The organism is Pseudomonas putida S13.1.2 (genome assembly GCF_000498395.2).
Lineage (GTDB): Bacteria > Pseudomonadota > Gammaproteobacteria > Pseudomonadales > Pseudomonadaceae > Aquipseudomonas > Aquipseudomonas putida_Q.
On the sequence record NZ_CP010979.1, the window covers coordinates 2,510,783 to 2,535,895 of the forward strand.

Below are 25,113 nucleotides of genomic sequence, written 5' to 3' on the forward strand. Positions count from 1 at the left end.
CGCTTGTATGGTTAGACTTGAAGGGGTGGTGGGACTAAATGCCCGATTCTGACTGTTCACAGCAGTACAGACCGTGGGAGACATCGCCCCACCCCTTCCACCAAAGCGCCGATAAAGAATGCATCGTTTGCAAACGACGATAGAAGCAAGCCAGCGCCTCTTGGTGAAACCCCTTCAAGCCAAAAAACCATAACGTGAGGAGGCTCCCGTGGCAATGCAGGCTGGCAAATTGATCGTGGGTGCGGATGTCGCGAAAGCAGAGTTAGTGATTCATCACGATGATCGCGATGAGATCATCAAGGTGAAAAATACCAAACCGGAAATCAAGAAATGGCTGAAGCAACAGCCTCTCAACACGGCAATTGCTGTTGAGGCGACCAATGTTTACCACCTGGACTTGGTTGAGCTGGCCCATAGCCTGGGTTTCGAGGTCTATGTCATTGATGGGTTCCAACTGAGCAACTACCGCAAAAGCGTGGGTGTGCGGGTAAAAACGGACCCCTCTGATGCTCGGTTGTTATCCCGATTTTTGAAAAACGAGGGGGAAGACCTCCGCCCTTGGACTCCCCCTCCCGCCGTCTACGGCAAGCTTCAGAGCCTTCTGCGACGCCGAGCGGCCTTGGTGACTGCCCGCACGGCGATGACTCAGAGCTGGGCTAATGAAGCCCTCTTGAAAGCCGCCTTCCAAACCTTTGTAAAATCGATAGACCGGCTGGATTTGTTGATCCAAAAGAAAATTAAAGAAGTGCTGCGCGAAGCTGGGCTGCACGAGCAAGTTGCTCGCTGCCAAGCGGTAGAGGGCATTGGGTTTCTCACCGCCACTGCCTTGGTAATGGCCTTTATGCGGGGCGAGTTCAAGAGCAGTGATTCGTACATTGCATTCCTGGGAATGGATCTACGAGTGATTGATTCTGGGCAGAAGAATGGACGTCGCCGCCTGACCAAGCGAGGCTGCTCAGAAATCCGTCGTCTGTTGCATAACGCGGCGATGTCAGCCAGCCGGACGGCCACTTGGAAAGGGATCTACGAACAACATCGCAATGCGGGTAAAGCAACAACCCAGGCGTTGGTAATCCTGGCCAGAAAGCTTGCGCGAGTGGCATTCGCCCTGATGAAGAATCAGGACGAATATGTCTCCAAAGGTGGGAAACCGGCTTGCTGAAAACCATAGAATCTCCCACAGTGATCGCGCTGGCGTTTAGGTGTTGTGCAAGACAGTTGTCCCCACAGGTACTGCATAAGCCTGAAGCCTGCGCGATTACCTGTGGGAGCGGGTTTACCCGCGAAGAATCCAACACGGTGAATGGCACCGGCTCCGCCGGTGTTCGCGGGTAAGCCCGGTCCCACTGTGATCGTGCAAACTTCATCGTGTGAGCAAGACGGTTGCTCCCGCAAAGGCCCGCATTGCCGGTCGGATCAGGCTGTGGCCAGTACCGCCATGGCTTTCTCCAGCGCCATACGCGCGCGCTGTTCGCCGCTGATGCCCTGCTCCAGCAACTGCCGTGTGGGAATTTCCAGGCTCAGCGGCACGGTTGGCGGCAAGCCGCGCAGCAAGCTGACCAGGTCGGCATCGCCGTCACCCGGGAAGCGCCTTTCATTACGCGCCTGACGCAGGATTTCGTCCATGTCGGCCGGTACCGGGCCGGCGACGTCGCACAGCTGGGCATAACGCATGCGCTGCGGCGCCAGTTGTGCCAAGTCGTCCAGCGAAGACCGGGAGCGATTGAAGTGGAAGGCATCCACCAGTACGCAGCCATTGCTGCGGTCGGCGTTGGCCACCACCCGCATGGCCTGGCTCAGGTCGCGCACATCAGTCCAGGGCATGAACTCCAGATGCGGGTAAATGCCATACCCCGCTGCCAGGTCACACAACGCGGCAAAGCGCTCGGTCAGACGGGCTTCATCCGGGTCGTTGCCAGCCACCAGCAGCTCTGTGCCACCCAGCTCGGCGCCTACCGCCAGAATCGGTTCGAAATCGGCCACGCAGGTTTCGGGCTTCAGGCGCAGTATCTCCAGGTCGAGCACCTTGATACCGGTGTCGCGCAGGCGCGCCTGGGTGTGCCGGCGCAGGTCGGCGTCGGCCACCAGCGGGAAATGCTGCTCCTGTTCGGTGGCCGGCACCAGGCGCAGGCCAACGTGGCTGTAACCGGCGCGGGCAGCTGCCTCGACCATGTCCGGCGGGGACAGTTCGAGGACCGTCAGGGCGGCGAGGGAGAAAATTCGATCAGTCATTGTTCGTCACCAAAAATAAGTCAAGGTCGGCTTAGGCAATCTGCTCGGGCGCACAGGCTCGGCCGCTTTGTGAGGCCTGGCGAATGGCTTCGACCAGCGCCAGGGTGCGGCCAGCGTCGGCAGCGTCGATCAGCGGCGCCTGCTCACCCCGGGCAACCCGCACGAAATGCTGCAACTGCAAGGTCAATGCCTCGCCGCCAGGAATGGTTTCTTCGCTCTGCAGCAGCGGCGTGTGCCAGCCCGACCCCGCCTCGGCGTAGTGCCAGCGCTTGAGCTGGGGAATGCTCAACGCCCCTTGGGTGCCAGCCAGCAGATAGCACGGCTGGCCATCCTGGCGCGGGTATATCGGGCTTTCGCCAGAGTCCAGCTCCCAGCTCCACGGCGCGGCCACCGCGTCGGAGCCGGTCAGGCTGCCCAACGCACCGTTGGCAAACTGCAGCAGCACCGCCGCGCTGTCTTCGTTGGCAAAACCGCGTACATCGTTACGGGTGAACGCCTGCACCTGCACCACCTCGCCGCACAGATGGCGCAGCAGGTCGAGGTCGTGGATCAGGTTGGTCAGCAAGAAGCCCGCCCCCGGCTCGCGACGCCATTGGGTTTCGAAGTAGCTGTCAGGTTTTTGCAACTGCCACAGTGCGGTGACATTGATCAGCCGGCCCAGCTTGCCGTCGGCAATCACCTGGTGCGCCTTGGCGATCAGTGGATTGTGGCGCCGGTGATGGCCGACCAGCACTGGCACACCCCGGCTGCGCGATGCCTCTACCAACGCACGGACTTCATCCAGGTGCACGCCCACCGGCTTCTCGACCAGCACTGGCACGCCGGCCTCGATGCAGTCCAGAGCGGTAGCCACATGCAGGTTGTTCGGGTTGGCAACAATCACTGCCTCTGGGCGCACATGCTCCAGCATCTGTCGATGGTCGGCAAAACAGGGCACGCCACATTCGGCGGCAAAAGCGTCGGCCTGCGGGCCGGGGTCGGCCACCGCACACAGTTGGGCTTGCGGCACATTACGCAGGTGCTGGTAGTGCTGGCGGCCCATGATGCCGGCGCCGATCAAGGCAATACGAAGGGGTGCGTTCAACAGCCTGTCCTCTTGTCATTGTTGTTTTACTGATTCTGGGACCAGATTCCAGAATCAGCACTCAACAATTTAGAACCAAGTTCAGCTTTTCAGAAGAACCTGCGAAACAGACTGTGCGGTAATCGACCAGTAATGTGCCTTCAGGCAAACAGTTCGCTTGCCCGGCTGGCTGCGGACAGCTCCTGCGCCGCCGCGAGCAACAGTGGCGCCAGCTCTGCCAGGCGGCTTTGCGCCATCCTTGCGCTGGGCCCGGCGATGCTCAATACGCCAATCACTTCGTCAGTTTGCGGGCGACGCACCACAGCAGCCAGGGCCGAGGTACCGATGGCCGAGGTTTCCTCGACCCAGGCATAACCCTGCTCGCGGGCACGGTGCAGGTAGGCAAGCAGCTCCTCAGTGGAACGTGGCGCATTCGGGCCGAACTGCGCAGGGTCGGCAATGCCTTGGCGCAACACCATCTGCAACGCCTGCTCATCGTCCAGGCTGGCCAGCCACGCATGCCCTGAGGCGGTGTAGAACAGTGGCGCATCGCGGCCCATGTCCGGGTCGTAGCGCAGCCCGGAGCGAGCGCCCTGGGACTTGGCGATCCAGGTCTGACGGGCACCGTCGATCACCCCAAGGCGCACCAGTTCGCCGCTGTCCTGGGCCAGGCGGTCGAGAATCGGCTGGATGATGTCGGCACCGTTGCTGGACAGGTAACGAAAGCCCAGGGCCACCAGCTTGGCCGACAGCTGGTAGCGGTTGTTGTCGCGGTTCTGCCGCACGTAACCCAGCCGCACCAGCTCGGTGAGCATGCGGTGGGCCGCGCTCTTGGGAATGTCCAAGCGCTCGGCCAGGGTTTGCAATGGAAGCCCTTGGGGTTCACCGGTAAGGCTTTCTACAAGACTGAAGGCGCGTTCGATCTGACTACCAGCCATGACACAGGTCCCTGAATTTTTTGCGGATTCTAGAAGATGATTCCACATGAGTGGTAGAGGGCGAAGCCAGGAGGCCGTGAAATGTCCGGTTATCGCCCAGTAGTTGCCCTGCCAGGCCGACATGCCCTTGCGGGCTGAAGCACTGCGGATAAAAATGTGGAACCTTGTTCTAATAACAAAACAGGAACGCCGCAATGCCTTCTGCAGCTCTCGATACCGAATACGATGTACTGGTCATAGGCTCCGGCGCCGCCGGGCTGGCTGCGGCCGTGACAGCTGCCTGGCACGGGCAGAAGGTGATCGTGCTGGAGAAGGAGCCCGTGTTTGGCGGCGCCACCGCCTGGTCTGGCGGCTGGGCATGGGTGCCGCGCAACCCGCTGGCCCAGCGGGCTGGCATTGTGGAAGACATCGAGCAGCCACGCACCTACCTGCGCAATGAGCTGGGGGCGTATTACAACGCCGAGCGCGTGGATGCCTTCCTCGAAGCTTGCCCGCACATGGTGGCGTTCTTCGAGAAGCACACAGCGTTGCAGTTTGCTGACGGCAACGGCATCCCGGACATGCATGGCGACACACCCGGTGCGGCCCAGGGCGGGCACCAGGTGATCGCCGCACCGTACGACGCCCGCCAGGTTGGCGCCTTGCTGCCGCGCCTGCGCAAGACCCTGCGCGAAACCTCGTTCATGGGCATGCCGATCATGGCCGGCGCCGACCTGGCCGCCTTCCTCAACATGACCCGCTCGCCCAAGGCCTTGCTGCACGTGTGCAAGCGCTTTGGCCGCCACCTGTATCACCTGGCCCGGCATGGCCGGGCGATGCACCTGGTCAACGGCGTTGCATTGGTGGCACGCCTGGCCAAATCGGCACAAGACCTGGGCGTGCACCTGCAGGAGTCGGCGCCGGCCAAACGCCTGCTGGTCGAAGAGGGCCAGGTACGCGGGGTGCTGGTGGGCACGCCGCAGGGCGATCGGCAGATCCGGGCCAAGGCCGTGGTACTCGCGGCAGGTGGCTTCCCCAACGATAACGCCCGGCGCCGGCAGCTTTTCCCGCGTGATGCCAGCGGCCACGACAACCTGGCCCTGCCGCCGCAGGGTTGTTCCGGTGACGGGCTGCGCCTGGGCGAGTCGGCCGGTGGCGTGGTTGCCACCGACCTCAAATCGCCAGTGGCCTGGGCACCGGTTTCGCAGGTGCCGCACCGCGACGGCAGCGTCGGCCACTTCCCGCACATCATCGAGCGCGGCAAGCCCGGCATCATTGGCGTGCTGGCCAGCGGCAAACGCTTTGTCAACGAAGCGCATGGCTATTACGACTATGTGTCAGCCATGGTCGCAGCAGTGCCGCCGGATGAGGAAGTGTGCTCGTGGCTGGTTTGCGACCATCGCTTCTTGCGCCGCTATGGCCTGGGTTACGCCCGCCCGGCACCGCTGCCGGTAGGGCCGCATGTGCGCAATGGTTACCTCAAGCGCGGCACCACGCTCGAACAGCTCGCCCAGGCTTGTGGCATCGACCCGTCCGGGCTACGCGCAACGGTCGATGACTTCAATACCCATGCCCGCAACGGACAGGACCCGGCATTCGGCCGTGGTTCCACACCGTTCAACCGCAAGCAGGGCGACCCGCAGCACAAAGGGCCCAACCCTTGTGTAGCGCCCATTGAGCATGGGCCGTTCTATGCGGTGAAGGTGAAGCCTGGCTGCTTTGGCACCTTTGCCGGGCTGCGCACCGATGGCAGTGCCCGCGTGCTGGACGAGGCCGGGCAGCCGATCCCGGGGCTGTATGCTGCAGGTACCGACATGGCCAGCGTGTTTGGTGGCTGGTACCCGTCGGGTGGCATCAACCTGGGCCCGGCGCTGACCTTTGGTTATGTGGCCGGGCGGCACATTGCCGGGGTGCAAGGGTACGAGTGAGGTACGCCGAAAGGTTTGCAGCGTTTATAAGATCGAGCGCCGCCCGCGCGGCGCTCGATCTCACAGGCGCTGAAACTGCTGCGGCGGACGCCTGTCAGCCTTATCTCCGGTCAGCTGAGGTCAGCGCTTCGAAGATGTCGGCAATTGGTTTGCGTTCACCCCCGGGCACGCGGTGCTCCGGCCGCTCGGCCAGCAGGGGTTCGTCTACATAGGGGTCAAACCCGCTGTTCCAGCATGGCCAACGCCCCGACAATCAGCGCCTGCATGCCCTCCTGCAACTCCACTTCCATCTCCGATTCTTCGCCAGCCCGGTCGGCCTCCAGCAGCGGCTCGCGCCCCGACACCGTGTACACCGTATCGGCCACCGCAAAGCCATGGAACGCCACCGTCGACAACAACCAGCGCGCCTGTTCCAGGCTCAGGCCGTAGGCCTGGGCGATGTGTGCCTGGTGGTCATTGATCTTGTCGATCATCGCTTCTGTCGCTGCCAGCCTGCGGATCACATAGGGCGTCAGACCCGGGTGGGCCTTCACGAATGCCTGTACCGACGTGGCAAAGCGCGTCAGGTAGGCGTGCAACCCTTCTACACAATCCCCGTCTGCCCTGGGGATTTGCCAGCGCTGAAAGATCTCCTCGGCCACCAGGCACTTGAGTGCTTCGATGTTCGGCACATGCTTGTACAGCGCCATGTGGCTTACGCCCAACGCAGCGGCCACGCCAACGAACGTGAGGTTGGGCAAGCCGATGGCGACGCTCACGTCGGCAATCCGTTCACGGGTGATGGTGCGAGGGCGACCGCGTCCGGGGGTGCGTTGTGGTGGTTGCATGGGGTCCTCCAGGCTTTGTGAAGACAGTCTTGTAGCTGTCTTGTCGGGTTTTCGCAAATTAGTTTATAGTCATGCAACTAATTAATTTGCAGCTTTCCAGGCCCGCTTCATGTCCGATTCATCAACGCCCCTTGACGATGCCGCTCCCTCAACAAACAAAGCCCGCAGCCCGCTCAGCCGTGTGCTTTCCCCCATTCGCGGGCGGCTGGCGCTATCGGCGGTGCTGGCTGCTGCAGGTTCGATGCTGGCTTTGGTACCGCTGGCAGGCATTGCGCACATCGCACAGCTGGCCTTGAGCGAGACCACCACATCGGGCGCCATTGGCCGGGCCATCGCAGCCAGCATCGCCAGCCTGTTCACGGGCATGGCCCTGATCACCGCAGCCGAAATGCTGGCGCACCAGGCCGACAACCACATCACCCATCACCTGCGCGTGGCGATCGGCCAGCGCCTGATGCAAGTGCCGCTCGGCTGGTTCAGCGAGCGGGCATCAAGCGAAGTGAAACGGGCCATGCAGGACGACATCGGCACACTGCACAGCCTGACCGCGCACTTTTTCACCACGCTGGGCCGCGCCGTGGGCGCCGTGCTGATTTCCGTGGCCTATCTGTTCGCCATGGACTGGCGCCTTGCCGTGGTCGTGCTGCTGCCCTTCCCGGCGTTCTTCCTGTTTCTGCACCGTGCCATCAAGGCCAGCGCAGCGCATATGGGTGATGTGGTTGCGGGCATGGGGCGCATCGACAACGCGGTGGTCGAGTTCGTCAATGGCATGCCGCTGGTCAAAGCATTCGGCGGGCGCGGCAACGCGCAGGACCGCTACCGTGCAGCGGTCGATACCTTTGCCGAAACTTTCACCGGTTTCACCCGCCCACTGGTTGCGGCGATGGCACGGGCCAATGCCTTGATCGCCCCGGTGACAGTACTGGGGGTGGTGCTGCTGGCAGGCATGCTGTTCGTGGCGTTGGGCTGTATCGAGCCGCTGCAGATCCTGCCTTTTGCCCTGGTCACACCCGGGTTGTGCGCGCCGCTGCAGCTGTTGCATTACATCACCCACGACCTCAATAACGCCGTGGCGGCGGCCCAACGGGTGCAGGCCCTGCTGGACACTCCGGTGCTGCCGGCCCCTGCGGTTGGCGCCCTGCCCAACGGCAGCGAAATACGCGTGGAGCAACTGAGCCATGCCTACGCCCCCGGCAACAACGTGCTCAATGACGTCAGCTTCACCTTGGCCCCCGGCACCACGACCGCCATCGTCGGCCCCTCTGGCGGCGGCAAGTCGACCCTGGCGCGCTTGCTGCTGCGGTTCTTCGACCCCGACGCCGGGCGCATCACCCTGGGCGGCGTCGACCTGCGGCGGATCGAGAGCCGCGAACTGTACCGACGCATAGGTTTCGTGCTGCAGGAGGTGCGGCTGATCCATGCAAGCGTGGCCGACAACATCGCCCTGGGTAAACCGACTGCAACCCGCGAGCAAGTCGAGGCGGCTGCGCGCCTGGCCAACATTCACCCCCGCATCCTGCAACTGCCGCGTGGCTATGACTCGGTGGTGGGCGAGGACGCGCAATTGTCCGGGGGCGAACAGCAGCGCCTGAGCATTGCCCGCGCCGTGCTGCTCGACCCGCCCGTGCTGGTGCTGGACGAGGCCACCGCAGCCGCCGACGCCGAAAGCGAAGCGGCCATCCAGGATGCCCTGTCGCGTTTCGCCCGGGGTCGCACCCTGCTGGTCATCGCCCACCGGCTGGACACGGTGATGCATGCCGACCAGATCCTGGTGCTGGACCAAGGCGCCCTGTGTGAACAAGGGGGCCACAGCGAATTGCTCACCCGCCAAGGCCTTTATGCACGGCTGTGGGCGCAGGGTGGGTATCAGGACACCGTGAAAAAGGCGCTGCCAGCATGCTGAAAACCTTCCTTCGACTGCTGGGCGAAAGCGCCCCGGCCTGGCGCCGTTACCTGCTGATGACCGTGCTGTACGGGGTATTCAGTGGCCTGACCATCAGTACCCTGGCGCCGCTCATGCTGCACCTGCTGAACAGCGAAATACGCGCTGCCAGTGCCTGGTTGGCCGTGCTGGCCGCCGGCACGATGCTGTGCTGGGCGTGGCGACGCCAGGTGGAACAGGCCGGCATAAGCTTGGCGGTAGCGGTGCTGCAAGGCGGCCGCCAGCACATTGGCGCCCAGGTGGCACAGCTGCCACTGGGTTGGTTCACCCCCGACAACACCGCGCGGCTCGGGCATGTGATCACCCAGGGCACGATGGCCGTGGCCCAACTGCCGGCCCATGTGCTCACGCCGTTGATCAGTGGCAGCGTCACGCCGCTGGTGCTGTTGGTAGCGCTGTTCACCCTGCACCCACCGCTGGGGCTTGTCGCGCTGCTAGCGCTGCCGGCGCTCGCCGCGGTACTGCTGTTCAGCGCACGCCTGGGGCGCCGCGCCGATCAGGCCTTTCACCAGCACTTCGCCGCCGCCAGCCAGCGTATGGTGGAGTTCGCCCAGGCACAGTCGGTGCTGCGGGCCTTCAATGGGGAGGGTGGTGGCACACGTTTGCTGGCGCAGAGCCTGGAGCGTCAGCGCAGCAGCGGCATGGGCCTGATCATTCGTGCTTCGCTGTCAGCATTGCTCAACAGTTGGGCCGTGCAGGCAACATTTGCCGCGCTGTTGGTGGCCGCCGGCCTGTGGTTTGGCGATCAGGCGGGTGGCCAGGCGCAGGACGCAGTCGCGGTGATCGTGGCACTGGTGCTGGTGTGCCGCTTCATCGACCCGCTGCAGGACGTGGCCAGCCATGTCGAGATCCTGCGCGGGGCCCATGGCCAGCTGCAGGAAATCGAACGGGTCCTGGCCGCCAAGCCATTGCCAGAACCCGCCTCGCCCCAGCGGCCGGTGGGCGGCGCAATCAACCTGCAAGGGGTGAGCTTGCGCTACAACCCCTCCGGGCCCGACGTGCTGCAAAACGTGAACCTGCACATCCCGGCAGGCAGCATGACCGCCGTCATCGGCGCCTCGGGCTCGGGCAAGACATCACTGATGCGCCTGATTGCACGGTTCTTCGATACCACCGAAGGCAGTGTGCGCATTGGCGGCGTCGACGTGCGGCAAATGGCCCGCGCCAGCCTGACCGACACGGTCAGCCAAGTACTGCAGGACACCTGGTTGTTCCAGGGCAGCATCGCCGACAACATCCGTATCGGCAAACCCGATGCCATCGACGCCGAGGTACTGCAAGCGGCGCACATGGCCGGCTTGGTACACACCCTCGAACGGCTGCGCGGGGGCCTCGATACGCCCGTGGGCGAAGGGGGTGCGCGGCTTTCCGGCGGCGAGCGCCAGCGTGTGACCATTGCCCGTGCGCTGATCAGGCAAGCACCAATACTGCTGGTGGACGAAGCCACCGCCGCCCTTGATGCCGAGAACCAGGCCGTGATTGCCCAGACGCTGCACAGCCTGCATGGGCATTGCACCTTGGTGGTCATCGCACACCAGCTCAGCACCGTGGCCATGGCCGACCATATCGTGGTGCTGGATGCCGGGCAGGTTGTCGAGCAAGGCGCACCGGCCACACTGCGCGCCAGTGGCGGGCACTATGCACGTATGCTCGAACAGCGTCACGCCGCCAACGGCTGGCGCATCGGGGCACCGAGGGTGGAACACGACTGATGCGTGTTGCATGGCTCATCCTGTTCCTGCTGTTGTGCGCGGCCTCACTGGCGGTCGGCGTTCGTGAGCTGGCCTGGTCTCAGCTGCTCACCCTGCAAGGCGACGCCTGGCTGACCTTGACCGCAAGCCGCCTGCCACGGCTGGCCGCATTGATACTGGTGGGTGTCGGGCTGGCGGTATGCGGTGTGATCCTGCAGCAGATCGTGCGCAACCGTTTCGTCGAGCCCGGCACCACCGGCGGGCTCGATGCCGCGCGCCTGGGCATCCTGCTGTCGCTGGGCCTGGCGCCCGCGGCCGGGGCACTGCTGCGCATGCTGTTCGCACTGGCCGTGTGCTTTGCCGCCAGCCTGCTGTTTGTCACCCTCATCCGCCGCATACGCGCCCGCAACGCGGTGCTGGTGCCGGTCATCGGCCTGATGTACGGCGGCGTGCTGAGTGCACTGGCCGAGTTCTACGCCTACCGCTTCAACCTGCTGCAAAGCATGCAGGGCTGGTTGCTGGGTGATTTTTCCAAGGTGGTGCAGGGCCGCTACGAAATCCTCTACCTGATTGTACCGATCGTGCTGCTCACCTACCTGTACGCACAGCGCTTCACCGTGCTGGGCATGGGCGAAGGCATGGCCACCAGCCTGGGCCTGAACTACACCGCCAACGTGACGTTGGGCCTGCTGCTGGTAGCAGTGACGGTGTCGGCCAGCGTGATCATCGTCGGCGCCATCCCCTTCGTCGGCCTGGTGGTGCCCAACCTGGTCGCCCTGCGCCATGGCGACAACCTGCGCCGCACCCTGCCACTGGTGGCGGTGGGCGGTGCGGCCTTGCTGCTGGTCTGCGACCTGCTCGGGCGGTTGCTGATCTACCCGTTCGAAGTACCCATCGGCCTGACTGCAGGCGGCCTGGGCGGGCTGATCTTCCTCGGGCTGATCATCTGGAGGCAGCGATGAAAGGCCGACACTGCTTGTGGCTGGCCGTGGTCGCCCTGGCCACGCTGTTCGTGTTCGTCAACGCCGGGGCGGATTTCCCCTACCTCATCCCCAAGCGCCTTGTGCGCCTGGCGGCCATGGTAATCGGTGGCGTGTGCGTGGCCTGCTCCGCCATCGCCTTCCAGACCCTTTCAGGCAATCGCATCCTCACCCCGGCGATCATGGGCTACGAAGCCGTGTACCTGCTGCTGCAGGCGCTGCTGGTGCTGGGCATGGGCGTGCAGGGGCTGATGGTACTCGGCAGTGACGGCAATTTCCTGCTCTCGGTGCTGCTGATGCTCGGCTACTCCTGGGCCCTGCACCGCTGGCTGTTTCGTGACGGCAAAAACAACGTGTACTTCCTGCTGCTGGTCGGCCTGGTGCTGACCATGGTCATGGCCACATTCACCCAGTTCGTCCAGCTTAAAGTCAGCCCCGGCGAGTTCTCGATGCTGCTGGGCTACACCCAGGCTTCGTTCAATCGGGCATCGCCGCAGTTGCTGCTGTATTCGGCCGTGCTGGTGGCGGGCGTGTGTGTGCTGCTGGCCCGGGCCATACCGGTGCTGGACGTGCTGGCACTCGGGCGCGACCAGGCCATTTCGCTGGGCGTGGACTACCGGCGCAACGTGCGCCTGCTGCTGGCGCTGATCGCCGCGTTGGTCGCGGTGTCGACCAGCCTGTTGGGGCCCACTGCATTCATGGGCGTGTTCGTCGCCAACATCACCTATGCCATGGCCGGTACCTTCCGCCACCGGGTCACGCTGGCCCTCGGCAGCGCCGTGGCCGTTGCCGTGTTCATTGCCGCCCAGTTGCTGGTCGAGCATATCTTCAACTACAGGACCACCGTCGGCATCCTCGTGAACCTGGTGTGTGGCACCTACTTCCTCGCCCTGATGGTGCGCAACCGGGGAGCCGCATGATTACTGTTCACGACCTGCACAAAACCTATGGCAGCAAGGTGGTGTTGAGCGGGGTAAGCGCCAGCTTCCCGCGCGGGCAGCTGACCTCGCTGATCGGCCCCAATGGCGCCGGCAAGACCACCTTGCTGATGATGCTGGCCCGGTTGCTGGCGCCTGGCAGCGGTGACATACGCCTGGACGGGCAAAGCATCGAAAACATCGCCATCGGCGACTATGCCCGACGCGTCGCCACCCTGCGCCAGTCGGTCGACTTCAACCTGCGCCTGACCGTCGACGAGCTGGTCGCGTTCGGCCGCTTCCCCTACAGCCGTGGTGCGCTCACCGCTGAAGACCGTCGGGCCATCGACCAGGCCATTGCCTTTCTGTCCCTGGAGCCGCTGCGCCAGGCTTATCTCGATGAACTCAGCGGCGGCCAGCGGCAAATGGCCTTTCTGGCCATGACCATCGCCCAACAGACCGACTACCTGCTGCTGGACGAGCCATTGAACAACCTCGATATGCGCCACGCCGTGCAGATCATGCGCGCCCTGCGCCGGTTGTGCGACGCGTTCGGCCGCACGGTGATCCTGGTAGTGCACGACATCAACTTCGCCGCCGCCTACTCAGACTACATCGTCGCCATGCAGGGTGGCCGTGTGCATTGCAGCGGCAGCGTCGAGCAGGTTGTGACCGAGCAACAGCTGCACGCGCTGTACGGGCTGGATTTCGACATCACCCACGGCGCGCGCGGCCGCCTGTGCAACTACTTCAACCCACCCGGAGAACAGCAATGAACCGCAACCACCCCGCCAGCGGCTGGCCATTGGCACTACTGCTAGGCGCCACCCTCGCCCTGCACGGCTGCAACCAGCCCACGGCAACCACGGCGGCAACCGTGAAAACCGCGCAGGATGGCGACTACACGGCGGTTACCGTGCAACACAAGCTGGGCACCACGGTGATCAGTCAACTGCCACAGCGCACGGTGGCACTGGACATGAACGAAGTGGACTTCCTCGACCAGTTGGGCGTGCCCGTGGCGGGCATGCCCAAGGACTTCGTGCCGGACTTTCTTGCACGCTACAAGGATGCCGGGCAAACGGCAGATGTCGGCTCGATCGTGCAGCCCAACCTTGAGCGGGTGCATGCGGCGCGGCCTGACCTGATCCTGATCACCTCGCTGCAGGCCAACCACTATGACGAACTGAGCGAAATGGCCCCGACCCTGCACTTCGATGTGGACTATCGCGACAGCGAAACCGGGCATGTCGCCATGATCAAGCAGCACCTGGTCAGCCTCGGCCAAGTGTTCGGCAAGCAGGACCTGGCCCAGCGCCAGGTTGACGCCCTGGAGGCCAAGCTGGCCCAGGCGCGCAGCGTCACCCGTGACCGCCCGGAGCGGGCCCTGGTGGTGCTGCACAACAACGGCGCCTTCAGCGCCTTCGGCGTGCAGTCACGCTACGGTTTCATCTTCAACGACCTGGGCGTCAAGCCGGCCACCACTACCCTGGATACCGGCCTGCATGGCCAGCCGATTTCCAGTGAGTTCATCCAGCAGGCCAACCCCGACATCCTCTATGTGGTGGATCGCACCGCCGTCATGGAGCACCGCCCGCTGATGACGGCTGAAACGCTGGGCAACCCGCTGCTGCGCCAGACCAACGCGTGGAAGCACGGCCGCGTGGTGTTCGTCGACCCGCAGGCCTGGTACGTCACGGCCGCCAGCCCGACATCACTGGCCTTGATCGCGGCTGACGTGATCAAGGGCTATCAGGACTAGGCACTGCCTTTTTGCAAATGCCTGCCACTGCGTTAGCGCGTGATTCTCGTTTGCCTTACGTCTTCGCTTTTCAAACCCAAAAAAACCAACCTGCCATCTGTCCCCCTGGAGCCATCGCGTGTCCATCCGTCCCTTGCACACACTCTCGTCCCCTGCCCTGACATTGCCTGCGCTACCGCGCACCCCGCTGGCACATGCCGTATTCATTGGCTTGGCCTTCGGTAGCTGCACAATGGCGCCAATCCCCGCACACGCCGAGACCGGCAACCCCCGTCCCCACTTGGCTACTGAAGAGAAACCCGCCACCCCGGAGCTGGCTGCCACCCTGATCGACGCCCAGGCCAGCGCTGTCGATCCACTGCCACCGGTGTATGCCGGCGGCCAGGTGGCCACCGGCGGGCGCGTAGGCCTGCTGGGCAACAAAGACTTCATGGAAACGCCGTTCAGCACCGTCAGCTACACCGACACCTATATCCAGGACCTGCAGGCCCGGGACATCACCGACGTCATCGCCGCCAGCGACCCGTCGGTGTTCAGCAACGGCCTGACCGGCACCTACAGCGAGAACTACTCGATCCGCGGCTTCCAGACCAGCGTCAGTGACATGACTGTCGATGGCCTGTTCGGCATGGCCCCCTACTACCGCGCCTCACCCGAAATGTACGAGCGTATCGAAGTACTCAAAGGCCCATCCGCGCTGCTTAACGGCATGCCGCCCGGCGGTTCGGTGGGCGGGGTCGTCAACCTGATTCCCAAGCGCGCTGGCGACACGCCGCTGACCCGGCTGACCGCCACCTACGCTTCCGATGCCCAGCTTGGTGGCCATGTGGACGTTGGCCGGCGCTTCGGCGAGGGCAACCAGTTTGGCGTGCGCTTCAACGGCATGTACCGCGACGGCGACACTGCCATCAACGATCAACGCCAGCGCAACGTGCTGTCTTCGCTGGCCCTGGACTGGCGTGGCGAACGTGGCAAGCTGTCGCTCGACCTGTTCGATACCGACGACCACATCAGCGGCCAGAACCGCGGCATGGGCCTGGCCGCTGGGGTGCCAGTCCCCAAACCGCCAAAAAACGACACACTGCTCAACCCCGACTGGGCCTATGTGGAAACCAAGGACAAAGGCGTCATCCTGCGCGGCGAGTACGAGCTGAACGAGCAGTTGCTGGCCTATGGCGCGGTCGGCACCAGCAAGACCGACTATCGCTACAGCGGCGCACTCACAGCCACGGTGAACAACAGCGCCGGTGATTTCACCACCGCGATGGGCCAGTTGCAGATGGAGATCCACAAGACCTCTGCCGAGGTAGGGCTGCGTGGCCATTTCGACACCTTCGGCATCAACCACCAATGGTCGGTCAACGCCACCCAGTACAGCGACACACAAAAGGACTTCGGCCGCCGCGCCGCCGGCTCGAACTGGACGACCAATATCTACAACCCGGTCTGGGGCCCGAAGGTATCAGAGGCCTGGCCGCTGATCGCCCACACGGAGAACGACCTGAAAAGTTATGGCATCGCCGACACCCTGTCGGTGCTTGACGACCGCGTGCAACTGACCCTCGGCGTACGTCGCCAGGAAGTGGTCACCGACACTTACAACACCAACACCGGTGCCCGCAACAAACCAGGCTATGACACCCACGCCACCACCCCCGCCGGGGCCATCCTGTTCAAGCTGACCGATGAGCTGTCGCTGTACGCCAACTACATCGAAGGCCTGAGCAAAGGTGCGGCCGCTCCGATCACCGCTGCCAACTTTGGCGACGTGTTCGCGCCATACAAATCAAAACAGAAGGAAATCGGCCTCAAGCTCGACCTGGGCACTTTCAGCCACACCTTGGCGCTGTATGAAATCAAGCGCCCGGGCAGCTACACCGACCCGGTCACCAACATCTTTTCGTTCGGTGGCGAGCAGCGTAACCGGGGCGTGGAATGGAGCTTCTTCGGTGCCCCTCTGCCCGACGTGCGCCTGATGGGGGGCGTGGCTTATGTCGACCCCAAGCTGACCAAGACCGCAGGCGGTGCCAACGATGGCAAGACCGCCACGGCTTACCCCAAGGTGCAGGGCAAGCTGGGCATGGAGTGGGACATCCCCGGCCTGGATGGGCTCACCCTGACCGGCAACGTGACCTCACAGTCCAAGCAATACATCAATGCCGAGAACAGCCTGTCGATTCCGGGTTACACGATCTTCGACGTTGGCGCCCGCTATGTGACCGAGGTCGCCAGCAAGCCGGTCACCTTGCGAGCGAACATCGCCAACCTGGGGGACAAGGACTACTGGGGTGTGCCACTGACCCAGACCCTGGGGCTGGGGGCGCCGCGGACCTATCAGCTGTCGGCTAGCGTGGACTTCTAACCGACAATTGTGGGGTGCCTGTGGGGGCCTCTTCGCGGGTAAACCCGCTCCCACAGGTGCAGTGCGATACCTGTGGGAGCGGGTTTACCCGCGAAGAATGTGACGCGGTAAAGGGTGGTGACATCAGCCGCGCAGCTGGTACCAGGTGGTCTTGAGCTGCGAATATTTGTCGAACGAATGCAACGACAGGTCGCGTCCGAACCCCGACTGCTTGCCACCGCCGAACGGCACCGTCACATCCAGCGCATCGACCGTGTTCACCGACACAGTACCGGCCTTCAACGCCCGCGCCACCCGGTGCACCTGGTTGAAGTCATCGCTCCACACCGAGGCCGCCAGGCCATAGATGCTGTCGTTGGCCAGGCGCACCGCTTCTTCTTCCGTGTCGAAAGCGCTGACTGCCAGCACCGGCCCGAACACTTCTTCCCGCGCCAGGCTCATGCGGCCATGGACACCGGCAAAAATGGTCGGCTCGATGTAGTTGTTTGAACCCTCAATGGTCAGGCGCCGACCGCCACACACCAGCCGCGCGCCCTCTTGCCCGGCGCGCGCAATGGTGGCTTCGATGCGGCCGGTTTGTTCGGCATCGACAATGGCACCCGCACGGCTCGCCGGGTCCAGGGGGTTGCCCGGCAACCACTGGCGGGCTTTGGCTTGCAGGCGCTCGACAAATTCGTCATGGATGGAGCGCTGCACGTACAGCCGCGAGTTGGCCGAACACACCTCGCCCTGGTTGAAGAAAATACCGAATGCGGCCTTTTCCGCCGCCAGGTCCAGGTCCTGGCAGTTTTCGAACACCAGGTTGGGGCTTTTGCCGCCACACTCCAGCCACACCTGCTTGAGGTTGGACTGCGCCGAGTACTGCATGAAGTACTTGCCCACTTGGGTGGAGCCGGTGAACACCAGGCAGTCCACATCCGGGTGCAGGCCCAGCGCCTGCCCGGCCTGCTCGCCCAGGCCCGGCACCACGTTCAGCACGCCTTCCGGCACACCGGCTTCCAGCGCCAGCTGGGCCAGGCGCAAGGCCGAGAACGGTGATTGTTCGGCAGGTTTGAGCACCACGCTGTTGCCGGCAGCCAGCGCCGGGGCGAGCTTCCAGGCGGCCATGTCCAAGGGGAAGTTCCATGGCACCACGGCGGCCACTACGCCCAGGGCTTCCCGGGTGATGGTGGCCAGTGCATTGGGCGCAGTGGGCGCCACCTGGTCATACAGCTTGTCCAGCGCCTCGCCGTACCAGGCGAACACATGGGCAGAGCCCGGCACGTCGATGTTGTAGGCGTCCATTACCGGCTTACCCATGTTCAGCGAGTCCAGCAATGCCAGTTCTTCGCGATGGGCCATGATCAGCTCGGCCAGGCGCAGCAGCACCTTCTTGCGCTCGCCGGGGGCCATGCGCGGCCAGGGGCCTTGTTCGAAAGCCCGGCGTGCGCTGGCGACGGCAAGGTCGACCTCGGCCTGGCCGCAGGCAGCGACCTGAGCCAGTACGCTGTTGGTGGCGGGGTTGATGGCGGCGAACGTGGCACCATCCTGTGCGTTGACGGGTTTGCCGTTGATCAGCGCCTGGGAAGGCAGGTACAGGTCCGAGGCGCGTTGTTGCCAGAATTCGAGGGTGTACATTTGTACTCCAGGCGACCGCGGTGGCGATCATTTTGCGGAAGTAACAGGTACCACACAGTCCGCAAGCGCGCCGCGCTCCCCCTTGTGGGAGCGGGCGTGCCCGCGAATCAGGCGACACGGAGGATGGCACCGGCTTCGCCGGTGTTCGCGGGCATGCCGGCTCCCACAGGGGAAACCGGTTGCCCTCGGCAACGGTTTAGAGCTTGCCGACCAAGCGGGCCGTGCGGTCCACGGCAATGCGGGTTTTCTCCACCAGTTCATCCAGCTCGCTGTGGTTGGCGATCAAGGCCGGCGCCATGATCATCCGGCCCAAGGTCGAGCGAATGATCACCCCTTCCTCGAAACCAAAGGTGCGGCATTGCCAGGCCAGGTCGTTCTCGTTGGCAAAGCGTTTACGCGTCGGCTTGTGCTCGGCGAACTGCAACGCTGCCACCAACCCGGCGCCCTGCACCTGGCCGATCAACGGGTGGTCGGCGAACACCTCGCGCAGGATGCGCTGCAGGTACGGCCCGGTGTCATCCTTCACCTGGGTCACGATGCCTTCGTCGCGCAGCGCCTTCAGGTTGGCAATCGCCACCGCCGCCGCCACCGGGTGGCCGGAATAGGTCAGGCCGTGGGCAAACACCCCGCCACGCTCCACCAGTGCCTCGGCAATCCGCTTGCTCAGCACCAGGCCACCCATGGGCACGTAGCCGCTGGTCAGGCCCTTGGCAATCGACAAGGTGTCGGGCTCGAATCCGAAGTATTCATGGGCAAACCACTCGCCGGTGCGGCCAAAGCCACCAATCACCTCATCGGCGCACAACAGCACGTCGTACTGGCGGCAGATGCGCTGGATTTCCGGCCAGTAGCTTTCCGGCGGGAAGATCATGCCGCCTGCGCCCTGGAACGGCTCGGCGATAAAGCCGGCAACATTCTCGGCCCCCAGTTCCAGGATCTTTTCCTCCAGCTGCAAGGCGCAGCGGCGGCCGAACTCGGCCGGGGTCAGCTCGCCCCCCTCGGCGTACCAGTAAGGCTCATCGATGTGCGCCACATCCGGGATCAGCCCGCCCATTTCGTGCATGAACTTCATGCCGCCCAGCGCCGTGGCCGCCAGGGTCGAGCCGTGGTAACCGTTCCAGCGGCCAATCATGACCTTCTTGTTCGGCTGGCCGACCACTTGCCAGTAGCGGCGTACGGTACGGATCAACACTTCGTTGGCTTCAGAGCCTGAGTTGGTGTAGATCGCGTGGCTGTAGTGGCCGGGCAACAGGCTGAACAGCAGCTCGGACAATTCGATCACCGCCGGGTGGGTGGTGTGGAAAAACATGTTGTAGTAGGCCAGCTGGTCCATCTGCGTGGCGGCGGCGACAGTCAGGTCGCGGCGCCCGTAGCCGAGCTGGGTGCACCACAGGCCAGACATGCCATCCAGGTAGCGCTTGCCCTCGCTGTCCCACAGGTGCAGGCGTTCGCCACCGACGATCACCCGCGGCCCTTCGGCATTCAGCGCCTTCTGGTCGAGGAAGGCATGGATATGGTGCGCGGCATCGGCTGCCTGGTAGTCGCGGGTCTGGCGTTGCGGGGCGAAAGGCGCATTCATTGTTGGTTTTCCTTTGCGGTGGGGTTGCAGGGTGGCTGGCGCTCAGCGCAGCTTGCCCATGTAGCTTTCCAGCGGGTCCTTGCCCAGCACGCCCTGGGCATTGGCCAGCGCGTCGATGAACAGGGAAAACAGCTCGGACTGGGTACCGATGTCGAGCTTGGCGTAGACGTTCTTGCGGTGCGACTTGATGGTGTCTTCCGACACCCCCAGGCGCTCGGCCAGCGACTTGGTCGAGTGGCCACGCAGGATCAACTGTGCGATACGGCACTCACGCTCGGTCAGCAGCGAGCTGCCGAAATTGTTAAGCGCGGCGTGGATACGTTGTTCGAGAATGTTTTCGAAGCGCCCGGTGCGGCTGTCCAGCCCGGCAAAGTGCTTGCTCAGCACCGCCAGTACCCAGGGCGTGATGCGCCCGTACAGCTCGCGAGTGTGTGCATCCAGCTTGTCGGTGAACGCCAGCGACACCGCCAGGCTCTGCCCCGGCGCAACCTGCAGGATGTAGTTGAGCTCATCCTCCAGGTGCGAGTGCCGGTAGAACGACTGGTAGTATTCGCTGACCTCGAAATGGTCGGGCGCCACTTCGAACAACCCATAGCAACCCGACTCGACCTGCTCCACACACGCCCCGTAGAACGGGTCGAGCAAATAGAAGCCGGACAAGTAGCGGCTGACATTGCCCTCAGGCTGCCAGGGCGCCTTGTCGTCCTGCTCGAACAGCGCGCAAGGCATGCCGTCGTGCGGGTACAGGTACACCGTGGTCGCCTGGATCGGCCGGATAACGCCAAGTGCGGCAAACAGGTTGGCGGCAAAGCCCGGCCGGCCGATTGCCTCGGTGACCTTGGCCAGGTGCTCGAACCACTGTTCTGAAAGCAATTGATTAGTCACTGTGGGCCTGCCGTTTCTATTCAGTGGCACCGCCGCCAGTGCGGTGCGTTGTTGACCAGATACTCCCACGCCACTGCAGACGCCGAAATCACCCTTTGGGGTGAGCCGGGCAAGGCTGTACCCGCTCACCCCAAAGGGTGATTCCGGGTACCTGCAGGGTGTGGGAGCATCAACCCGCCCCAGCGCTGCGAGCCTTCCGCTCGACCTCCTTGCACTTCACCCACCGGTAACGAGCCTGCTCGCGTACTGCGGTGTCTTGCATCCTCTTCCAGGAGTTAGCAATGCATACAACAACAAGTACAGCCCATAGCCCCTCACATGACACCGCCGCGCACCCCAGCGCCAACACCGGCCGCTTCCGCAAGTCCATGGGGCTGACTGCCCTGGTTCTGTTCGGCCTGGCCTACATGGTGCCCCTGGCCGTATTCACCACCTACGGGCTGGTCACCCAGATGACCAAAGGGCATCTGCCCACCGCCTACCTGCTCACCCTCGCCGCCATGCTGCTGACTGCCTACAGCTACGGCCGCATGGTCCAGGCCCACCCCTACTCCGGCTCGGTCTACACCTATACGCGCAAGGCCTTCGGCAGCCACATCGGCTTTATTACCGGCTGGACGTTGCTGCTCGACTACATCTTCCTGCCGCTGCTCAGCTACCTGCTGATCGGCATCTACATGTCGGAATACTTCCCGGCCATCCACGCCTGGGTGTGGGTGGCAGGCTCCATTGCCCTGGTCACCTTCCTCAACCTGATCGGCATTGAGTCCATCACCCGGGTCAACTGGATTCTGGTGGTGGTGCAGCTGGTGTTCATCATCGTCTTCGTCGCCCTGTCCGTGCTCAAGCTCAGCGGCCAGGCGGAGCCGGTGTCGCTGCTGGCGCCCTTCCACCACGAAGGCTTCAGCGTGCCGCTGATCATGACCGGCGCTGCCGTGCTGTGCCTGTCCTTCCTGGGGTTCGATGCCGTCTCGACCATGGCCGAAGAAACGACCAACCCGACCTACCGCATTCCGGTGGCGATCCTGGCGGTTTCGCTGATCGGCGGCTTGCTGTTTTTGGTGGTGTCGTATTGCGCGCAGATGGTGTTCCCGGACTGGGGCAGCTTCGCCGACCCGGATTCGGCCTCGGTGGATGTGATGCGCCGTGTCGGCGGCGAACTGCTGGTAACGGCCTTCACTGCCACCTACGTGGCCGGCTGCTTCGCCTCGGCCATGGTGTCCCAGGCCAGCGTGTCGCGCGTGCTGTTCGCCATGGGCCGCGACGGCGCATTGCCACGGGCATTCGGCCAGCTGGTGACGAAAAAACGCGTGCCAGCCACTGCCATCCTGGTGGTCAGCCTGCTGTCGCTGATCGCCCTGGTGATCACCCTCGACACCGTGGCCAACATGATCAGCTTTGGCGCGCTGTTCGCCTTTTCGGCGGTGAACCTGGCGGTGGTCAAGCACTACCTGGTCGACCAGAAACTGCGCGGTGGCCGCAACTACCTGCTGTACGGCGCCATCCCCGGCCTGGGCTTTCTCAGCACGCTGTGGCTGTGGAGCAGCCTGACCAGCCTGTCGTTCACCATCGGCCTGTGCTGGATGGGCATGGGCCTGGTAGTGCTGATGGGGCTGACCCGCGCGTTTCGGGTGAAGCTGCCGGAATTGCAGATGGCTGAATGACACCCCAATACGTGCGCGGTCCCTGTAGGAGCGGCCTTGTGTCGCGAAAGGGCTGCCCTGCAGCCCCGGCAATTGTCGATGTGATGCTGATAATCGGGGGCCGCTCTTGCGGCCCTTTCGCGACACAAGGCCGCTCCTACAGGGCATCACTGAAATCATGGTGATAACTGATCGTTATCACCCGATCCGCATTAATCATTATTCAGCCCCCCGTTCGCACCCTACAGTCCCAGCGCAACGACTGTCATTGCCAACGGGAAACGAAATGTCCATCGAACATCGCCTGAACCATATCGCCGGCCAACTCAGCGGCAACGGTGACGTGCTGCTGAACAGCGTCGACGCCCACACCGGCGAGCCACTGCCTTACGCCTTCCACCAGGCGACCGGCGACGAAGTAGAGGCCGCCGTGCAGGCCGCCGAGGCCGCCTACCCCGCCTACCGCAGCACCAGCCCGGCCCAGCGCGCCGCCTTCCTCGACGCCATTGCCAACGAGCTGGACGCACTGGGTGACGACTTCATCCAGCATGTGATGCGCGAAACCGCGCTGCCCGAGGCCCGCATCCGTGGCGAACGCAGCCGTACCAGCAACCAGCTGCGCCTGTTTGCCGAAGTGGTACGCCGTGGCGATTTCTACGCCGCCCGCATCGACCGTGCCCTGCCCCAGCGTACCCCGCTGCCGCGCCCGGACCTGCGCCAGTACCGCATCGGCGTGGGCCCGGTGGCCGTGTTTGGTGCCAGCAACTTCCCGCTGGCCTTCTCCACCGCTGGCGGTGACACCGCCTCCGCGCTGGCCGCTGGCTGCCCGGTGGTGTTCAAGGCGCACAGCGGGCACATGCTCACTGCCGCCCATGTGGCTGGCGCCATTGACCGCGCGGTGGCCAGCAGCGGCATGCCGGCAGGCGTTTTCAACCTGATCTACGGTGCCGGCGTGGGCGAAGCGCTGGTCAAGCACCCGGCCATCCAGGCGGTCGGTTTTACCGGCTCGCTGCGCGGTGGCCGCGCCCTGTGCGACATGGCGGCAGCACGCCCGCAGCCAATCCCCGTATTTGCCGAAATGAGCAGCATCAACCCGGTGATCGTCCTGCCCCAGGCGCTGCAAGCCCGTGGCGAGCAGGTAGCCGGCGAGCTGGCTGCCTCGGTGGTGATGGGTTGCGGGCAGTTCTGCACCAACCCTGGCCTGGTGGTGGGCATCCGGACGCCCCAATTCGAGCATTTCGTTCAAACGCTGGTGGCACGCATGGCCGATCAGGGCCCGCAGACCATGCTTAACGCCGGCACCCTGCGCAGCTACCAGAACGGTGTCCAGCACCTGCTGGCACACCCGGGTATCCAGCACCTGGCCGGGCAGCCACAGACCGGCAACCAGGCACAGCCACAGCTGTTCAAGGCAAACGTAAGCTTGCTGCTGAACGGCGACCCGCTGTTGCAGGAAGAAGTATTCGGCCCGACCACCGTAGTGGTGGAGGTGGCCGACGCCGAGCAACTGGCCGAAGCGCTGCGCCACCTGCAGGGCCAGCTGACCGCCACCCTGATTGCCGAGCCTGATGACCTGGAGGCATTTGCCTCGCTGGTGCCATTGCTGGAGCGCAAGGCCGGGCGCCTGCTGCTCAACGGCTACCCGACCGGTGTGGAGGTTTCCGATGCAATGGTGCATGGCGGGCCTTACCCGGCCACCTCCGACGCACGCGGCACCTCGGTCGGTACCTTGGCCATCGACCGCTTCCTGCGCCCGGTGTGCTTCCAGAACTACCCCGATGCACTGCTGCCGGATGCGTTGAAAAACGCTAACCCGCTGGGGATTGCGCGGTTGCTCGATGGCGTGAACAGCCGCGAGGCAGTGTGACACGGCGCATGCTGAGCAGGCACGGTGCAGCTTAGCCGTGCCAGGCTTGCAGGCAACGCTGGAAAGACGCAATTACCTGGCTGCCCTGCCGATCAGCCAGGCAATACAGGTAAGTCTCTGTGTACACCGGGTCCTGCGCGATGCGGATCACCTTCAAGCGCGGATCGCCAATGTATTCCGCCTCGGACACCGCGCCAATGCCGATGCCACGGATCACAGCCTCGCGCAGCGCCTCGCGGCTGCCGATTTCCATGGCAATGCGCGGTGTCACCTGCGCCGCTTCCAGCGCATTGTCCAGCGCCAGCCGCGTAGTCGAACCCTGCTCACGGCGCAGCAACGGCTGCCCCTGCAGGGCTTGCAGCGGCACCTGATCGTGGCGGGCGAAAGGGTGATCGGCGCGGGCGAAAAGGATCACCGGGTGCCTGGCATAACGTTGTGCGACAAACGCCGGATCATGGTGCAGCCCCGCCAACACACCGATATCGGTCACATAGCCCTGCAGATCGGCCAGCACTGACGCCGAGTTGCCCACGCGGATGGACACATCGATCTGTGGGTACGCCTGCCGATAGCGGTCGACCATCTCGATCACATGAAACGGTCCCACTGCACCGATCTTCAGCTCTCCCCGGTTAAGCTGGCCACTGTCGCGCAGCAGGCTGATCGCCTCGGTTTCGAGCATCGACATCTGCTGGGCAATGGGCAGCAAGGCACGGCCAACGGCGGTCAGCTCGATGCGCCGACCGCGGCGGTGAAACAGCTCGACATTGAATTCGCGTTCCAGCCCCTGGATCTGGTTGGTCGCGGTCGGCTGGCTGAGGCCGATGGCCCTGGCCCCGGCGCTGAAGCTGGCGTGCCGGGCCACGGCAAGGAAGGTGCGCAGGCGAGCGGTTGACATCCA

19 protein-coding genes are annotated in these 25,113 nt (G+C 63.9%); 11 read left to right on the top strand and 8 right to left on the bottom strand.

Features of this window, described 5'->3' with window-relative positions; translation table 11 throughout:
* Nucleotides 1-208 precede the first annotated feature (208 nt).
* The gene (locus tag N805_RS11345) at nt 209-1,162 is read left to right on the top strand and encodes an IS110 family transposase (RefSeq protein WP_028613551.1); all 954 of its coding nucleotides are present in this window, start codon (nt 209-211) and stop codon (nt 1,160-1,162) included.
* Between the two features lie 254 nt (nt 1,163-1,416).
* On the opposite strand, the gene N805_RS11350 is transcribed toward N805_RS11345, so the two are convergent.
* The 3 genes from N805_RS11350 to N805_RS11360 form a co-directional block, all read right to left on the bottom strand.
* Nucleotides 1,417-2,232, bottom strand: a complete 816-nt coding sequence (locus N805_RS11350; RefSeq protein WP_016486115.1) for a sugar phosphate isomerase/epimerase family protein — start codon at nt 2,230-2,232, stop codon at nt 1,417-1,419.
* 31 nt (nt 2,233-2,263) lie between these two features.
* Nucleotides 2,264-3,316, bottom strand: a complete 1,053-nt coding sequence (locus N805_RS11355; protein ID WP_028613608.1) for a Gfo/Idh/MocA family protein — start codon at nt 3,314-3,316, stop codon at nt 2,264-2,266.
* Nucleotides 3,317-3,456: 140 nt separating this feature from the next.
* On the bottom strand, nt 3,457-4,233 hold the full coding sequence (locus N805_RS11360) for an IclR family transcriptional regulator (RefSeq protein ID WP_028613607.1): 777 nt from the start codon (nt 4,231-4,233) through the stop codon (nt 3,457-3,459).
* A 194-nt stretch (nt 4,234-4,427) separates the two neighbouring features.
* Here N805_RS11360 and N805_RS11365 point away from each other — a divergent pair, with 194 nt between their 5' ends.
* Nucleotides 4,428-6,140, top strand: a complete 1,713-nt coding sequence (locus tag N805_RS11365) for an FAD-dependent oxidoreductase (protein ID WP_028613606.1) — start codon at nt 4,428-4,430, stop codon at nt 6,138-6,140.
* A gap of 215 nt (nt 6,141-6,355) precedes the next feature.
* On the opposite strand, the gene N805_RS11370 is transcribed toward N805_RS11365, so the two are convergent.
* Nucleotides 6,356-6,967: a TetR/AcrR family transcriptional regulator gene (locus tag N805_RS11370; RefSeq protein WP_028613605.1), complete on the bottom strand. Its 612-nt coding sequence runs from the start codon at nt 6,965-6,967 to the stop codon at nt 6,356-6,358.
* 109 nt (nt 6,968-7,076) lie between these two features.
* Between N805_RS11370 and N805_RS11375 the strand changes: the two genes are divergently transcribed.
* The 7 genes from N805_RS11375 (at nt 7,077) to N805_RS11405 (ending at nt 16,621) form a co-directional block, all read left to right on the top strand.
* The gene (locus tag N805_RS11375; RefSeq protein WP_028613604.1) at nt 7,077-8,870 is read left to right on the top strand and encodes an ABC transporter ATP-binding protein; all 1,794 of its coding nucleotides are present in this window, start codon (nt 7,077-7,079) and stop codon (nt 8,868-8,870) included.
* A complete protein-coding gene (locus N805_RS11380) occupies nt 8,864-10,621 on the top strand; it encodes an ABC transporter ATP-binding protein (protein ID WP_028613603.1) in 1,758 nt (585 codons plus the stop codon). The genes N805_RS11375 and N805_RS11380 overlap by 7 nt, the downstream gene beginning before the upstream one ends.
* Nucleotides 10,621-11,562 (top strand): ABC transporter permease, encoded by a 942-nt coding sequence (locus N805_RS11385; protein ID WP_028613602.1) that lies wholly within the window; start codon nt 10,621-10,623, stop codon nt 11,560-11,562. Before N805_RS11380 ends, N805_RS11385 begins: the two co-directional genes overlap by 1 nt.
* Nucleotides 11,559-12,500: an iron chelate uptake ABC transporter family permease subunit gene (locus N805_RS11390; RefSeq protein ID WP_028613601.1), complete on the top strand. Its 942-nt coding sequence runs from the start codon at nt 11,559-11,561 to the stop codon at nt 12,498-12,500. Before N805_RS11385 ends, N805_RS11390 begins: the two co-directional genes overlap by 4 nt.
* Entirely contained in the window at nt 12,497-13,273 is a 777-nt protein-coding gene (locus N805_RS11395) for an ABC transporter ATP-binding protein (RefSeq protein WP_028613600.1), read from the top strand. The genes N805_RS11390 and N805_RS11395 overlap by 4 nt, the downstream gene beginning before the upstream one ends.
* The gene (locus N805_RS11400) at nt 13,270-14,259 is read left to right on the top strand and encodes a siderophore ABC transporter substrate-binding protein (RefSeq protein ID WP_028613599.1); all 990 of its coding nucleotides are present in this window, start codon (nt 13,270-13,272) and stop codon (nt 14,257-14,259) included. Before N805_RS11395 ends, N805_RS11400 begins: the two co-directional genes overlap by 4 nt.
* Nucleotides 14,260-14,377: 118 nt before the next feature.
* On the top strand, nt 14,378-16,621 hold the full coding sequence (locus N805_RS11405; RefSeq protein WP_028613598.1) for a TonB-dependent receptor: 2,244 nt from the start codon (nt 14,378-14,380) through the stop codon (nt 16,619-16,621).
* 123 nt (nt 16,622-16,744) lie between these two features.
* On the opposite strand, the gene N805_RS11410 is transcribed toward N805_RS11405, so the two are convergent.
* From N805_RS11410 to N805_RS11420, 3 genes are all read right to left on the bottom strand, one after another.
* Nucleotides 16,745-18,238: an aldehyde dehydrogenase gene (locus tag N805_RS11410; protein WP_028613597.1), complete on the bottom strand. Its 1,494-nt coding sequence runs from the start codon at nt 18,236-18,238 to the stop codon at nt 16,745-16,747.
* A 196-nt stretch (nt 18,239-18,434) separates the two neighbouring features.
* On the bottom strand, nt 18,435-19,817 hold the full coding sequence (locus N805_RS11415; protein ID WP_028613596.1) for an aspartate aminotransferase family protein: 1,383 nt from the start codon (nt 19,815-19,817) through the stop codon (nt 18,435-18,437).
* Between the two features lie 42 nt (nt 19,818-19,859).
* Nucleotides 19,860-20,702, bottom strand: coding sequence for a helix-turn-helix domain-containing protein (locus N805_RS11420; RefSeq protein WP_028613595.1), 843 nt, complete (start codon nt 20,700-20,702; stop codon nt 19,860-19,862).
* Between the two features lie 281 nt (nt 20,703-20,983).
* Here N805_RS11420 and N805_RS11425 point away from each other — a divergent pair, with 281 nt between their 5' ends.
* Both N805_RS11425 and N805_RS11430 read left to right on the top strand, forming a co-directional pair.
* The gene (locus N805_RS11425; protein ID WP_028613594.1) at nt 20,984-22,366 is read left to right on the top strand and encodes an APC family permease; all 1,383 of its coding nucleotides are present in this window, start codon (nt 20,984-20,986) and stop codon (nt 22,364-22,366) included.
* 265 nt (nt 22,367-22,631) lie between these two features.
* A complete protein-coding gene (locus tag N805_RS11430) occupies nt 22,632-24,212 on the top strand; it encodes an aldehyde dehydrogenase (NADP(+)) (protein ID WP_028613593.1) in 1,581 nt (526 codons plus the stop codon).
* A gap of 31 nt (nt 24,213-24,243) precedes the next feature.
* Here N805_RS11430 and N805_RS11435 read toward each other — a convergent pair whose 3' ends face one another.
* Nucleotides 24,244-25,110, bottom strand: coding sequence for a LysR substrate-binding domain-containing protein (locus N805_RS11435; protein WP_028613592.1), 867 nt, complete (start codon nt 25,108-25,110; stop codon nt 24,244-24,246).
* Between the last annotated feature and the right edge of the window lie 3 nt (nt 25,111-25,113).

Excerpts from the sequence above, each read along its gene's own strand:
- N805_RS11365 (WP_028613606.1), top strand. The coding sequence starts at position 4,428 with ATGCCTTCTGCAGCTCTCGATACCGAATACGATGTACTGGTCATAGGC.
- N805_RS11425 (WP_028613594.1), top strand. The coding sequence starts at position 20,984 with ATGCATACAACAACAAGTACAGCCCATAGCCCCTCACATGACACCGCC.
- N805_RS11375 (WP_028613604.1), top strand. The coding sequence starts at position 7,077 with ATGTCCGATTCATCAACGCCCCTTGACGATGCCGCTCCCTCAACAAAC.
- N805_RS11370 (WP_028613605.1), bottom strand. The coding sequence starts at position 6,967 with ATGCAACCACCACAACGCACCCCCGGACGCGGTCGCCCTCGCACCATC.
- N805_RS11380 (WP_028613603.1), top strand. The coding sequence starts at position 8,864 with ATGCTGAAAACCTTCCTTCGACTGCTGGGCGAAAGCGCCCCGGCCTGG.
- N805_RS11350 (WP_016486115.1), bottom strand. The coding sequence starts at position 2,232 with ATGACTGATCGAATTTTCTCCCTCGCCGCCCTGACGGTCCTCGAACTG.
- N805_RS11385 (WP_028613602.1), top strand. The coding sequence starts at position 10,621 with ATGCGTGTTGCATGGCTCATCCTGTTCCTGCTGTTGTGCGCGGCCTCA.
- N805_RS11390 (WP_028613601.1), top strand. The coding sequence starts at position 11,559 with ATGAAAGGCCGACACTGCTTGTGGCTGGCCGTGGTCGCCCTGGCCACG.
- N805_RS11360 (WP_028613607.1), bottom strand. The coding sequence starts at position 4,233 with ATGGCTGGTAGTCAGATCGAACGCGCCTTCAGTCTTGTAGAAAGCCTT.
- N805_RS11415 (WP_028613596.1), bottom strand. The coding sequence starts at position 19,817 with ATGAATGCGCCTTTCGCCCCGCAACGCCAGACCCGCGACTACCAGGCA.
- N805_RS11430 (WP_028613593.1), top strand. The coding sequence starts at position 22,632 with ATGTCCATCGAACATCGCCTGAACCATATCGCCGGCCAACTCAGCGGC.
- N805_RS11395 (WP_028613600.1), top strand. The coding sequence starts at position 12,497 with ATGATTACTGTTCACGACCTGCACAAAACCTATGGCAGCAAGGTGGTG.
- N805_RS11400 (WP_028613599.1), top strand. The coding sequence starts at position 13,270 with ATGAACCGCAACCACCCCGCCAGCGGCTGGCCATTGGCACTACTGCTA.
- N805_RS11410 (WP_028613597.1), bottom strand. The coding sequence starts at position 18,238 with ATGTACACCCTCGAATTCTGGCAACAACGCGCCTCGGACCTGTACCTG.
- N805_RS11435 (WP_028613592.1), bottom strand. The coding sequence starts at position 25,110 with ATGTCAACCGCTCGCCTGCGCACCTTCCTTGCCGTGGCCCGGCACGCC.